The organism is Arthrobacter silvisoli (genome assembly GCF_003369445.1).
Classification (GTDB): Bacteria; Actinomycetota; Actinomycetes; order Actinomycetales; family Micrococcaceae; genus Arthrobacter; species Arthrobacter silvisoli.
Genome location: NZ_QRCU01000033.1, coordinates 23,800 through 37,148 on the forward strand (window position 1 = coordinate 23,800; position 13,349 = coordinate 37,148).

The following is a 13,349-nucleotide window of genomic DNA, read 5'->3' on the forward strand; positions in this document are numbered from 1 at the left end:
CGGCCTCAGTAGCCCAGCGTTACCGCGACCTTCTCATGCCCCGGCGCCCCTTGCTGGATGGCCACCGTCGAGATACCGGGTCCGTCCTTCTCGCCGAGCAGCACAGCGCCGTACGCCGGGTCGCCCGAGGCGGCCACAACATAGCCAATCACGGCCGGCCCCTTGTCCTTGGCCGGAACGCCGATCACCGTCGTCGTTCCACCCGCGATGTCCACCGACTCGGTCTTGCCGAGCTTGCCGTCCGCAGTCACCGGGGTGTAGCTCACGGTGGCCCTGCCGTCGGGCACGCCGAAAGTCAGGAAGCGGACTCCGTCCTGGGGCACGGCCACGATGTGCTGGCTGCCAAGCCGGACGGCGGCCGGCGACCAGGCGAAGTCCATGGGCGCGGATTCGCGCGGGTTCCCGAGCAGCCGGGCGGCCGCGGCGAAGGGCACGTCCGAAGTGGCGCTCACAGTGTAGGTTCCCGCGGGCACGCCGGTCAGGGGAATCTCAGTGACCGCGCCCGCCTTGGCGGTTACCGCTCCCCCGCCGGGCAGGGCCTGCTGTCCGTTCGGTCCGAAAAGCTTGACGTCCAACACCGCGTCGGCCGCGCCCGGGACGGTAATTTCAAGGGCGGGAACGGCGTCGGAGAACCCGCTCTTGCTGCTGAGCGCCTTGATGGTCTTGGGATCCTGGACAACCACGGCGGTCATGACCTGGGAGTCCGCGGGAGCCGCACCGGGTGCGAGGTGCTCCACGCCGCCGGAGACGAGGCCGCGCAGCACACTCTGCTGGACGGTTGCGGCCACGGGCCCGCCGCTGCTGCGCACGTGCAACGAGAGGTTCTCTTCGTCCGAGGCAAGGCCGGCCAGGTTGATGGTCCGGCTGGTGTGCGGCGAAACGAGAAGTCCGCGGCTTCCGGGCGACTGGATCCGTCCCTTCGCGCCGAGGAGTTCCAGGTTGACGGTGGCCGGCGTCCCGGAGGCGTTGCTGAGGTTCAGCAACGCCGTGCGGCCGAGGGTGGTATCGGCGCCGAGGAGCCAGAAATCGTTGGAGGGTTGCTGGCATGGGGCGGCGGCCAGGCCGCGGAGGTCGCCATCCGCTGCGGAATAGCTTCCGACGGCGGCCATGGCGGCCTGCTGGTTGCCGCTCGGTTCGGCGTTGAGCACGGTGATCCTGCCTGCGGATTGCGCCACCGCGGCGGCCTTGAGCGCGGGTGGTCCGGGCGCAGGCGCCGGAGTTCCCTTCGGCGCTTCGGAGACGGTTCTGGCTCCGCTGCCATCGAGGGCTGCCACTTTGCTTCCGGGCAGGGCTCCCGTGGAGTCGCTGAGCACCAGGGCGTCCAGGTTGTTCTTCGCCGTCCGGGAGACAGGGCTGAATTGGGCGTCGGTGCCGACCGTCCCTTCGGGCAGGACGGCGGGGCCGGGGCACACCATGGTGCTGCGGCCGGCCGGGACGTCCGAGAGGGCCGCTTCAAGGGTCCGGCTGCCTGCCGGTCCGGGAAGGACCGCCGCGGCGGAGACTACACCGGCGCCCCCGGCAAGGAGGACTCCGGCGGAGAGCAGGCCGGTGACGATTCCGTGGCGCTGCCGCTTCGTGCCGAGCGCTTTCTTGCCGGGCGCTTTCTTGCCGGGCTTCTTCTTGCCTGGCGCCTCCCCGCCAGTCTGCGTTCCGTCGGGCTGCCGGGCGGCCTCGCTGCTGTGGGTGGTGTTGTCCTTAGGCACTGCTGCGCTCCTTGGGGAGGGACTGCTCTTCCCGGCGCTTGTCCGGAACGGTCCGGGTGGGCTTCGGGCGCCGGGCTGGCATAGGGATGGCCAGGAGGGCGGTCAGGCCGATCACCACCACCTGCAGGGCGCCCAGCCAGGGCTCCCACGGGCTGACGTAGCGGACTTCGAGGTCGCCGCCGCGTGCCGGGAGCGTGAACGACTGGGCCCAGCCGGACGTCATGGCGGTGAGGCGGCGCCCGTCCAGCCATGCACTCCACCCCGGGTCGAAGCGTTCGGCGAGAACCAGCTTGCGGCCGGCCGCACCGTCCGGAGCCACCGCGTCGACGTTGTTACCCGACGACGGCAGCAGGGCGGTGACGGCACCCTTGGCATCGACGATCCGGGCGCGGTGTGCGGCCTCGGCGTCCTTCGCCGCGGCGTCGCTCAGCGGCGTGATCCGCCACAGCCAGCCGGCGTCGGTCTGGCCCACGGCGACCATCCCGGGCACGGCGTCGATCCTGTTCGCGGTCAGCTGCGCGGCGGCATCGGTGGCTTTCAGGACCACGAAACCCGCGCCGAGCTGTTCCAGGCCGGGCCGCGGGTCCACGCCGGTGCCGGCCACGATGGTGGCGACGGCGGTCCGGAGCGAGGCCGTCGCGTCGTCGTCCGCGCGAATCCGTTCTGTTCCGGGGGCACCGCTGATCTGCCGGGACGCTGCGATCGTGGACAGCGAGTCGAGGGTGGTTCCGGCGCCCCGCATCAAGGCCGAACCGTAGCCGCCCTGGTCGTCGGGCGTGATGACGAGCGTATTGCTCCGTTCGGGCCCCTGGCCGTGGTCGACGGCGGTGGCCGGCAGGGTGCGGTCGGCGGCGGCGTGGACCAAGGGCGCTGTGCCGAGTGCCCCGCGGGAGTACCCGGAGTCCGCAGCGGGCAAGGCGTTCTGCGTGGCCCACACCGTCATCCCGGCCAGCGGACCGGCGACCAGCAACGCCGTCGCCAGGCCCGAGAACCAGGGGAGCACTGCGGAACGCCCGGAGCGCGGGCTTCCCGCGGCACGTCCGCGGGAACGGTCGGCGTACCGGAGCAGGTTGTCCGCGCCGATTATGGCCGCGCCCAGCAGGGCGCATGCCGCGGCCGAGACGGCGGGGCCGCTGAAAGGGGTCACGAGGGTGTTGCCCGCAAGGGATGTGGCAACGTGGGCCGTGGCCCAAGACCAGGCCAGCATGAGGACCGCAGCAAGCCACAGCATCCGGGTCACCCGGACCCGGCGGCCCTGGACGAAAAGCGCCATGACGGCCAGGATCAGCAGCGGCGCGCCGACCAGCAGGGCCAGCAGCAGGGCCCACGGCACACCGGAAGGACCGAACAGCGGAAGGTTCGCCAGGCCGCCGTCGGGCGCGAACCCAAGCGGCTGGCCCAGCAGTTGCTGCCAGAGCGGCGCCGCGTCCGAACCCAGCGGCACACCCGGGTCCGCCAGCAGCGCGCGCGGGCGGTCCAACACGGAGATGCCGAACGGCAGGAACAGCACGACGGCGGGAAGCAGGGCCCACCAGACGGTCCGGCCGCGGCGGCCCAGGATGATCCCGGTGAAGATGATCAGGAACGCGAGCGGCAGGAACAGGGACGGCGCCGAGGCGGTGACGACGGCGAGCACCAGACCCGCGGCGGCCGCGGCCGTCCACGAGGGCGTGCCGTTGCTGCCGGGCTTTGCGGGGAACACTTTCGCCGGAAGGGCTGCTGTGCCCCGGCTCCTGGCCGCTGGTGCGTGCTTGCCTGCCGCGGCACCGCGGCCCCTGGCCGAGCCGGTGGCACGGAGCAGTGCAAGGACCAGCAGGGGCATCATGACGTGGGCCAGGAGCGCGCCAGCCCGTCCCTGGTTCAGGGCCACCTGCAGCGCGGGGGCGGCGGCCCACAACAGGGCCGCGATGAAGCGGAAGCGGCGCAGTCCGGTCAGGGCGCCGGCGGCGAACCAGGCAGCGATCGCGGAAAGTGGCATGGCCAGCAGCAACAGCCAGGACATTGCCGCGTTTCCGTCACCGCCGCCGATCACGGACACCAGCCACAACACATAACCGAAAGGATCCCCATGACCGGGCAGCCCTGCGCCGAGGCTGATCCACCAACTGGAGGCGGTACGCCAGATCGCTGCGGGATCCGCGGAGAGCGGAATGAGCCCTCCGCCGGTGACCGCGGACGCGCCGAACAGGCCCGCCAGGCCCGCCACGGATGCCACGAGGGCGAGGGAGGCTGCGGTGAGCGCGCCGGTGCCGATCCAGCCACGGTCCTTGGTGGCGAGGGCGGCGAAGTCGTCGCCCGCATCGCCGGTGGGTTCGCTGTTCAGCAGGTCCGCGGACAGCCGCGCGGGCTGGAAGTCTTCGTCCTCGTCAACGCCTACGGCTTCGACCAGGGAACGCCGGTGCGCCCAGACTTCCCGGCGGGACGTCTGCAGGCCGCGGATCACGGAACGGCGGACCTTGCGGGTCTGCGCAGCAGCCTTGCGGCCCCGGAACAAGGCCGCGGGCCGGGCCAAGGCAGCAAGTGTGGCGCCGAGCTGGGACAGGCCGCGGCCCGGCTCCTTGACCAGGATGCTCAGGACAAAGCGCAGGACGCTGCCGAGCAGCGCCCCCGCCGCGTGCACAGGCACAGCCCACCCCGGGCAGTGCTTGAGCCGCAGGTAGATCTGTGCCTTGCGGGCCGCCACCGGGTTGGCAAGGCTTTCCGGGCGTCCGTCAACGTGGAACATCCGAGCCGTGGGCACCACCACTACGCGGTTCCCGGCCAGCCGGTTGCGCCAGCAGAGGTCCACGTCGTCGCCGACGCCGGGCAGCGCGGGATCGAAACCCTCCAACTGTTCCCAGACGTCCCGGCGGACGAGCATCCCGGCAGAGTTCACCGCGAAGGTGTCGGTGCGGCCGTCGTACTGGCCCTGGTCGAGTTCATCGGCGTCGATGAGGGTCAGCCGTTCGGCCCAGCGGCTGGTGGACAGGCCTGCATCGATCAGGCGGCGCTCGGCGTCCCAATCCAACTGCTTGCAGCCGGCCACCGTGACGGAAGGGGCGCGTTCGACGGCGTGCAGCAGCTCGGCGAGGGCGTTGGGCGCCGGGGCGGCGTCGTCGTGGAGCAGCCAGATCCATTCGGAGCTGCTTCCCTTGGCCGGGGCCAGGGCCGCCAGTCCCGCCTTGACGGCACCGCCGAAGCCGGACTTCGGATGGCTGGAAGATGTGACATTGGCCTTGCCCAGTGCGCGTTCCAGCAGCGTTGCCGAGTTGTCGCGCGAACCTGTATCAACACCAATGGCGGCATCTGCCGGACGCGTCTGGTCCAGCAGAGCCGCCAGGGTCCTGGGGAGATAGCTAGCACCGTTGTGGGAGACCACAACGGCAGTAACGTGTACTGCTTCGAGAATCAGACCGCTCGCTTCCTCAACCGCCGGCGCTCCCGCTCGGAGAGCCCGCCCCAGATGCCAAATCGTTCATCGTTGGCCAGCGCGTACTCCAGGCACTGCGCGCGGACGTTGCATGCTCCGCAGACCTTCTTCGCGTCGCGGGTGGACCCGCCCTTTTCGGGGAAGAAAGCTTCCGGGTCGGTCTGGGCGCATAGAGCGTCACCCTGCCATCCGAGTTCACCCTCGTCGTCGAAGTCTGCCAGGCCCGGGAGTCCGATCCACAGTGGCTGGGCGGGCGCGCCTGCCGGCCGGTGGAGATCCATGGGCGGGTCATCGAGGCCGTCGGCGGAATCGTCGTCGCCGAGCAGGGCTTCGTTTTCGTGCGCTTCATGTTCTGCCAGCAGGGCCGTCGCCTGGTCCTCGAGCGATTCCCGTGTCGCTTCGTGGTACCGCTCTGCCGCGGCAGGATCAGCAGGGTCCACGTACCAATCGCCCGGAACTTCCCTCGAGCGGTACTTCACCGACGCAATTTCTGCGACGGCTGCATCTTCCTGGATTCTCAACGCTTGCCCCATGGCGTCCCTCCTGATGTTGCAGCCGCTGCTTGAATGGTCAGGTACTCGGTGGTGTACGCAATAACTGCGCAGCGGCGATTGATTACTAATTACACGCGTGTAACTACGGGGGCGTCAAGCCGCGCCGGGATAATAATCACCACATGCCCGCGTGGCGCGCCGCGCCACGCCCGGGATTTTTACACCGGATCCGCGCGCTACCGGGAAACCGGAAGCTGCATTCCACTTAGCGTGAACGTTCGTTGAATTTCCGCGGATGGCGGAAAGCTTCCCGCCGTGTCCAACGCACGACGCGTGGCGTAAATCACAACGCGGGGAGCCCGTCATCCGCCCGCGCGCCCCGGCGGGCCCCGTGGGAAGATTTAGCCATGAGCATCCCGGCAATGAACCTGATGACTGCGCTTCGCTCCGGCCACGCCACCTCGCCCCGGCTCACCTGGTACGGCCCCGATTCCGAACGGATCGAACTGTCCGGCCGCGTGCTGGACAACTGGGTGGCGAAGACTGCCAACCTCCTCCAGGACGAACTCGACGCCGGACCCGGCATTTCGCTGCGCCTGGAACTGCCGGCGCACTGGAAGTCGCTCGTGTGGGCACTGGCGGCCTGGCAGTTGGGCATGGAAGTCGTGCTCGATGGCGGCCCGGCGGACCTGCTCGCCACCTCCAGCCCCGGGGAAGCCGGGTCCGGGGACGCCGCCGGCGCCGGAGTCACCGCTGGTTTCGACGCCGTCGTCGCGGTACCGCTGGCCGCACTGGCCATGCGCTGGCCGGGGACGCTGCCGCCCGGAGTCCTGGACTATGCGGCGGAAGTGCGCTCCCACGGCGATGTGTTCATGCCGTACGCGGAAGCGGAACCGGGCCTGTCGGCATTGCGGCTGCCCGGCCGCGGCTTCAGCCACGGCGAACTGCTGACGGGATTCGCCGCCGCAGGGCCTGCCGCGGCCGGCGAAGGGGCGGAGGCAGTGCCCGGTGAGGGTGCGCGCATCCTGGTGCGCGCCGGCGACGGACTGGATACAGCTCTGGCCGAGGCGCTGGGCTGCTGGGACCGCGGCGGCTCGATTGTGCTGGTCCACCCGGAGGTCGAGGTGACTGAGCACCTCCTGCAGAACGAGCGTGTCAGCGGCGCTTGAGGGATTCGCGTCAGGGACGCCTGATGGATTCCGGGTCCTTGGCCTGGCCCGCGTCGGGCCGGCCCGCCCCGGACTTGTCCGCTTCGCGCTGGGCCGCCAAGGCCTTGGACGCCTTGTGGTGGAGCTCGATGAGCTCGTGGTCGTGGGAGAACTCCGGCTCTTCGTCGAGTTCCTGGTTGAACACCAGGAAGCGGTAGGCGAAGAAGCGCACCACGGTGGCCACGAGGATGCCGATGACGCCCGCAGCAAACAGCAGGTTCTTGTCGGTGATGTGCAGCCAGTAGTTCGCGATGAACGTGAACCCGGTGGAAATACCTATGCCGATGCCGTTGATGATGGCGAACATCACGAATTCCCGCAGCACGTTGTCCTGCCGGCGGTGGCGGAAAGTCCAGAAACGGTTGGCAACCCAGGAAAAGACGGTGGCCAGGAGTGCTCCAACGAAACGGGCCTTGGACGGGCTGTCGGACATCGGGCCGTGCATCAGGTAATACGTGAGCCCGTTGTCGATGACGAACGCCACACCGCCGACAGCGCCGAACTTGGCCACCTCGCGCCAAAAGAGCGAGGCAAAGCCGCGAATGCGATCTGCAAGTGTGTTGATCATGACCCTCCAAGGCCTGGTGAACTGGGGCCGACGGGCCGAACCACCATTTTAGCGCCGTTTCCTTGGCGCCAGCTGCAGGGAATGCCGCCGACAGCCTCTCTCCGGCCGCTTTTCGGACGCCCTCCGGCCCCTTTTCGGCCTCTCCCCATCCCGGAAACGTGGTTCCCGGGCGGCACGGAATCCCGGATCTGCCGTGCTGTTCGGTAGGCTGAACCCTGTGACTTTTCCTGTTATAGGCGTTGTTGGCGGCGGCCAGCTCGCACGAATGATGGCCCCGGCAGCGACTGCCCTCGGTTTCGAGCTCCGCGTTCTCGCCGAAGGCGAGGACGTCTCCGCGGCACGCGCAGTCGCCACGGCACCGGTGGGCGACTACAAGGACCTGGACGCGCTCCTTGAGTTCGCCAAGGGCCTGGACGTCATGACCTTCGACCACGAACACGTCCCCACCGATCACCTGCGGGCGCTCATCGACGCCGGAGTCAATGTCCAGCCGGGCCCGGATGCCTTGGTCCACGCCCAGGACAAGCTGGTGATGCGCGCGGCCATCGACCGCCTCGGCCTGCCCAACCCGGCCTGGGCCGCGGTGCGCACGATCTCCGAGCTCGTGGACTTCGGCACGGAAACCGGCTGGCCCGTGGTCCTGAAGACCCCGCGCGGCGGCTACGACGGCAAGGGCGTACGCATCGTGCACTCCCCCGCCGAAGCCGAGGGGACCGCCGGCTGGTTCGAGGCCATGAGCCCGCTGCTGGCCGAAGCAAAAGTGGACTTCAGCCGCGAACTGTCGGCCCTGGTGGCCAGGACTCCCGGCGGCGAATCCCGTGCCTGGCCGGTGGCCCACACCATCCAGGTGGACGGTGTCTGCGACGAAGTCATCGCGCCCGCACAGGACATCCCCGTGGAGGTCGCCGCCGCCGCGGAGGAGGCCGCGCTGCGGATCGCCGAAGAACTCGGCGTCACCGGCGTCATGGCCGCAGAACTCTTCGAAACTCCGGGAGTCGGCGCCGGCTTCCTGATCAACGAGCTGGCGATGCGGCCGCACAACACGGGCCACTGGACCCAGGACGGCTCCGTCACCAGTCAGTTCGAACAGCACCTGCGTGCCGTTCTTGACCTTCCGCTCGGTGCCACCGACGTACTGGGCACGGTTGCCGTGATGAAGAATTTCCTGGGCGGAGACAACGAGGACCTGTTCAGCGCCTACCCGCAAGCACTCGCCTACGAGCCGGCCGCGAAGGTGCACTGCTACGGCAAGTCCGTGCGGGTCGGGCGCAAGATCGGCCACGTCAACCTCGTCGGCGGTTCCGTCTCCGAGATCGACAACCTCCGCCGCCGCGCCACCGTGGTGGCCGGCATCATCCGCGACGGCCGCGTGCCGGCAGAATTCCCCGAGGAGACCGCATGAGTGCACAGAACGCCGCCCCGATCGTAGGTCTCGTGATGGGCTCGGACTCCGATTGGCCCGTAATGGAAGCCGCTGCCGACGCCCTCGCCGAATTCGGCATCCCCTTCGAGGCCGACGTCGTCTCCGCGCACCGGATGCCCACCGAAATGATCCGCTACGGGCAGACCGCCCATGAGCGCGGCATCCGCGTGATCATCGCCGGTGCCGGCGGTGCCGCACACCTGCCGGGCATGCTCGCCTCTGTCACCCCGCTTCCGGTCATCGGCGTGCCGGTGCCGCTGAAGACCCTGGACGGCATGGACTCGCTGCTCTCCATCGTGCAGATGCCCGCCGGCGTTCCTGTGGCCACCGTATCGATCGGCGGCGCACGCAACGCGGGCCTGCTCGCCGTGCGCATGCTGGCGTCCGGCGGCGACGAGCTCGCCGCCCGCCTCCAGGGTGAGCTCCTCGAGTTCGCGCAGGAACTGAACAACGTGGCCTCGGCCAAGGGTGCCAAGCTGCGCGACAAGGTTGCAGAAGTCTTCTCCCAGGACAACGCCTCCGCCCGGAGCAGCCGCTAAGGGAGGCCGCGCCGATGACAAGGAGCCAGACGAGCAGCCAGTCCAGCCCCAGGGAACACCAGAACACAGCCGCACTCACCGACCCGGTCCGGTTCCCGGCCTCCGCGAGTGCGCCGGTGCGGACCAAGCGCGCCTTCGTCCTGCTCCTGATGACGCTGCTCCTGCCGGGCAGCGCGCAACTGGTGGCCGGTGACCGCAAGCTGGGCCGGACCGCCCTCCGGGTGACTTTCACCGTGTGGGCGCTGGCGCTGCTGATGTTGGGGTTGGCCCTGTTCAACCGTTCCCTGATGCTGGCTTTGGTTACGCATCCCGTGGCGTCCCTGGTGCTGATCGTGCTCCTGCTCGCCCTCGCCGCCGGCTGGGCCCTGCTTTTCCTGAACACCTTCCGGATCATCCGGCCGGTGCTGCTGGCCCCCGGCATGCGGCCGATTGTCGCCGTCGCGCTGGTGCTCTCCCTGGTGATCGGCAGCGGATCCCTGAGCTACCTGGCGTACGTGCTGAACGTGGGCCGCAACGCGATCGGCAGCATCTTCGCCAACGGCCCGGCCTTGGAACCCGTGGACGGCCGCTACAACTTCCTTATGATGGGCGGCGACGCGGGCGACGGCCGCACCGGGCGGCGCCCGGACAGCCTCTCGGTCATGAGCGTCGACGCCGAAACCGGCCAAAGTGCGATCATCTCGGTACCGCGCAACCTCCAGAACGCCCAGTTCAGCGAGGGCTCCCCAATGCGCCGGATCTATCCGGAGGGCTACAACTGCGGCAACGAATGCCTCATCAACGCCATCAACACCGAGGTCAGCAACAAGTACACCGACCTCTACCCCGGCGTCGCCGATCCCGGCGCGCAGGCCACCATGGAAGCGGTGTCCGGAAGCCTCGGCATCACCATCCAGGCCTATGTGGTGGTGGACATGGACGGCTTCTCCAAGCTGATCGACGCCATGGGGGGCATCCGGATCAAGGCCGGCGGCTGGGTTCCCATCAGCGGCGGCATGCTGCCAGGCAGCGACAACCGGCATGTGAAGCCGGACGGCTGGATCCCCGCGGGCGAACAGAAGCTCAACGGTTTCCAGGCCCAGTGGTACAGCCGCTCCCGCGAGAACGTGGACGATTTCGCCAGGATTTCCCGCCAGCAGTGCGTCCAGCAGGCCATGCTCAAGCAATTGGATCCGGCTACGCTGCTGTCCAAGTTCGAGGCCATCGCCAACGCCGGCACCAAGGTGGTGGAATCCAACATTTCCTCCACCCAGCTGGGCAGCTTCGTGGACCTGGCCATCAAGTCCAAGAGCCAGCCTGTGACCCGCCTGACCATCGGCCCGCCGGACTTCGATGCCGGGTTCTCCACCGTGCCGGATTTCAACGTCATCCATGAGCGCGTGCAGAAGCTGCTCCACGCCAAGCCCAGCCCCAAGGCCGGTGCCGTGCAGGAGGACTCTTTGGCCGGCGTCGGGCAGTCGGTCCCCGGAAGCGGCCCGCAGGCCGGCGGCGTTCCCGCCCAGGCAGCTCCCGCCCAGGCCACCGCGGAGACATCGGACGATTTCACCCCGGTGACCACCCGCCCGGACGGCCAGCCGATCACGGCCGCCTACCTGAACTCGCTCTACGACATCCAGGACTATGCGACGCTTGAACAACTGCTGGCCAACAACGGCCAGTGCCGCCCCCTGTAGTCTCTTCGTTTCAGCGCCACCCTCTTCAGCGACAAGGATTCCTGCCCGTGTACCAGCTTGAGAACGTCCTGCGCCCCTACGCCTGGGGGTCGACGACGGCGATCTCCGCCCTGTTGGGCACCACCGCCTCTGGCGGTCCGGAGGCGGAGTTGTGGATCGGCGCGCATCCCGGCTCGCCGTCGATCGCCAGCCGTCCCGGGGCCTCCCCGGTTCCCCTGGACGCCCTGATCGCCGAGGACCCGGAGCATTTCCTGGGCGCGGCCAGTGTGGCGGAATTCGGACCGCGGCTGCCTTTCCTTGGCAAGCTGCTGGCAGCGGACAAGCCGCTCTCCCTGCAGGTCCACCCGAGCCTGGAGCAGTCCCGCGAAGGATTCGCCCGCGAGAACGCCCTCGGCGTCGCCCAGGACGCTGCCGAACGCAATTACCGGGACGACAACCACAAGCCCGAGATGATCTTCGCCCTCACGCCGTTCCGGGCGCTGTGCGGCTTCCGTCCGGCAGCGGAGTCCCGGGCCATCTTCGAACACCTGGCCGAGCTGGTGGAGGCCACCGGTGCCGCCACCTCCGTGCTCCGGAACGTCATCGCCGAGCTCTCCCGGCCCGATGAGTCCGAAGCCCTGCGGGGTGCCTTCAGCACCCTCATCTCCGGCGGTGCCGCCGTGGCCGAAGCAGTGGCGTCAGCCGGTGCCGCCGTCGATGCCGCCGACTTCGGCGCCGCCGGGTCCCTGGACCCGCACGCCACCACGCTTACGGCCATGCTCGGCATCGGCAAGGAGTTTCCCGGCGACCCGGGCGTGCTGATTTCGCTGATGCTGAACCTGGTGTCGCTCGCTCCAGGCGAGGCGATGTACCTGCCGGCGGGGAACATCCACGCCTACCTGAAGGGCCTGGGCGTGGAGGTGATGGCGAGTTCGGACAACGTGCTGCGCGGCGGACTCACGCCCAAGCACATCGACATTCCGGAGCTCATGAAGACGGTGGAGTTCGCCTCGATCGGCGTCCCGCGGGTGGAGGCCGGCACGTCCGAGTTCGGCCAAGAGCTCTACACCCCGCCGTTCCGTGAATTCCAGCTCCAGCGCGTCGAGCTGGCTCCCGGTGCCGAACCGGTGCCGCTTGCGCAGTCCGGGCCCGCCGTCATCGTGGTGGTGGCCGGTGCCATGCTGCTTGACTCCCCCAAGAGCGAACTGCGGCTGGAGCGCGGCGGCAGCGCCTTCGTGCCCGCGGCGGAGAACCCTGTCATGGTGCACGCGGTGTCCGGTGCTTCAGCGAGCAGCGTCGCGTTCGCCATCACCACGAGCCTGGGAAGCTGACCATGGATTTTTTCCTGCAGAGCCCTGCCTGGGCCGACGTCCAGCGCGCCCTCGGCCGGACCGTCCACGAACAGTCCGGCCCGGGGTGGCGTTTCCTCGCCGTGGAGGAGAAGAACCCCGCCGGCAAGGTGCTCTATGCGCCGTACGGTCCGGTGGCCGAGTCTGTTGAAGCCTTCGACGCCGCCCTGGCCGCCTTGCGCAGCATCGCCCGCCGCGTCGGCGCTGTCTTCGTGCGGCTGGAGCCGGTCAGCGCGGGATTCGGGACGGAGGCTGCACCGGCGCTGCTGCGCGCCCGTGGACTGCAGCCGGCACCGGCGAACCAACAGCCCGAGCTGAGCTGGATCGTGGACCTGGACGGCGACTTCAAGGACGTCCTTGCCGGCATGAAGCCGACCAACCGGAACCTGTACCGGAACATCCACAAGAAGGGTGTCACCTTCCGTACCTCGCAGGATCCTGCCGAGATCTCCGTGCTGCTGGACTTCCTCCACATGACCGCGGCCCGCAACGGCTTCAAGCCGCAAAGCGATGACTACCTGGGCACGGTCGCCCGGTCCCTGCTGCCGGCCGGGGCGGGGACCCTGTTCATCGCCGAACTCGAGGGCACACCGATCGCGGCCGCCTTCGCCTACGACTCCGCCGACACCCGCACCTACGCGCACGCTGCGCTGGACGATACCCACCGCAAGCTCAGCGCCGGGATTCCGCTCCTGGTCACCCTCATGGCCGATGCCAAAGAGCGGGGCCTGAAGCACGTGGACCTGTGGGGCGTGGCGCCCGACGACGAGCCCGAGCACAAATGGGCCGGCTTCACTGCGTTCAAGAAGTCCTTCGGCGGCCGCGAGGTGGCCTACCCGGGAACGTGGGACCTGCCGGTGAACAAGCTCCGCTACGGCGCCTACCAACTGGCCCGCAAGCTGCGGAACAAGCTGCGCTAGTTGTACTGCCCAGGGACGTTGGTTCGGTGAATGTGATGACTCGCTGGAGTCGTTGACCCAAAGGTGAGGACCTCTGGTTGCACA

The 13,349-nt window shown here is 69.0% G+C and carries 10 protein-coding genes; 6 read left to right on the plus strand and 4 right to left on the minus strand.

Annotated elements, in window-relative coordinates:
- Positions 1-5: 5 nt before the first annotated feature.
- From DWV11_RS08610 to DWV11_RS20375, 3 genes are read right to left on the minus strand one after another with little or no spacing between them, the layout of a single operon-like run.
- On the minus strand, positions 6-1,703 hold the full coding sequence (locus DWV11_RS08610) for a DUF5719 family protein (RefSeq protein ID WP_115788475.1): 1,698 nt from the start codon (positions 1,701-1,703) through the stop codon (positions 6-8).
- Positions 1,696-5,061: a glycosyltransferase gene (locus tag DWV11_RS08615; RefSeq protein WP_115788476.1), complete on the minus strand. Its 3,366-nt coding sequence runs from the start codon at positions 5,059-5,061 to the stop codon at positions 1,696-1,698. The genes DWV11_RS08610 and DWV11_RS08615 overlap by 8 nt, the downstream gene beginning before the upstream one ends.
- 29 nt (positions 5,062-5,090) lie before the next feature.
- On the minus strand, positions 5,091-5,645 hold the full coding sequence (locus DWV11_RS20375) for a WhiB family transcriptional regulator (RefSeq protein WP_115788477.1): 555 nt from the start codon (positions 5,643-5,645) through the stop codon (positions 5,091-5,093).
- Between the two features lie 368 nt (positions 5,646-6,013).
- Between DWV11_RS20375 and DWV11_RS08625 the strand changes: the two genes are divergently transcribed.
- Positions 6,014-6,775, plus strand: a complete 762-nt coding sequence (locus DWV11_RS08625) for a TIGR03089 family protein (protein WP_115788478.1) — start codon at positions 6,014-6,016, stop codon at positions 6,773-6,775.
- A gap of 10 nt (positions 6,776-6,785) precedes the next feature.
- Here DWV11_RS08625 and DWV11_RS08630 read toward each other — a convergent pair whose 3' ends face one another.
- Positions 6,786-7,382 (minus strand): GtrA family protein, encoded by a 597-nt coding sequence (locus tag DWV11_RS08630; RefSeq protein WP_115788479.1) that lies wholly within the window; start codon positions 7,380-7,382, stop codon positions 6,786-6,788.
- 265 nt (positions 7,383-7,647) lie between these two features.
- Between DWV11_RS08630 and DWV11_RS08635 the strand changes: the two genes are divergently transcribed.
- From DWV11_RS08635 to DWV11_RS08655, 5 genes are read left to right on the plus strand one after another with little or no spacing between them, the layout of a single operon-like run.
- Positions 7,648-8,784 carry a 5-(carboxyamino)imidazole ribonucleotide synthase gene (locus DWV11_RS08635; RefSeq protein WP_245953514.1) on the plus strand — a complete coding sequence of 379 codons (1,137 nt, stop codon included), beginning with the start codon at positions 7,648-7,650 and terminating at the stop codon, positions 8,782-8,784.
- The gene (purE, locus tag DWV11_RS08640; RefSeq protein WP_115788480.1) at positions 8,781-9,344 is read left to right on the plus strand and encodes a 5-(carboxyamino)imidazole ribonucleotide mutase; all 564 of its coding nucleotides are present in this window, start codon (positions 8,781-8,783) and stop codon (positions 9,342-9,344) included. Before DWV11_RS08635 ends, purE begins: the two co-directional genes overlap by 4 nt.
- A gap of 14 nt (positions 9,345-9,358) precedes the next feature.
- A complete protein-coding gene (locus tag DWV11_RS08645; protein WP_115788481.1) occupies positions 9,359-11,017 on the plus strand; it encodes an LCP family protein in 1,659 nt (552 codons plus the stop codon).
- Positions 11,018-11,064: 47 nt separating this feature from the next.
- Positions 11,065-12,327: a mannose-6-phosphate isomerase, class I gene (manA, locus tag DWV11_RS08650; RefSeq protein WP_115788482.1), complete on the plus strand. Its 1,263-nt coding sequence runs from the start codon at positions 11,065-11,067 to the stop codon at positions 12,325-12,327.
- A 2-nt stretch (positions 12,328-12,329) separates the two neighbouring features.
- Positions 12,330-13,265: a lipid II:glycine glycyltransferase FemX gene (locus tag DWV11_RS08655; RefSeq protein WP_115788483.1), complete on the plus strand. Its 936-nt coding sequence runs from the start codon at positions 12,330-12,332 to the stop codon at positions 13,263-13,265.
- Positions 13,266-13,349: the final 84 nt, after the last annotated feature.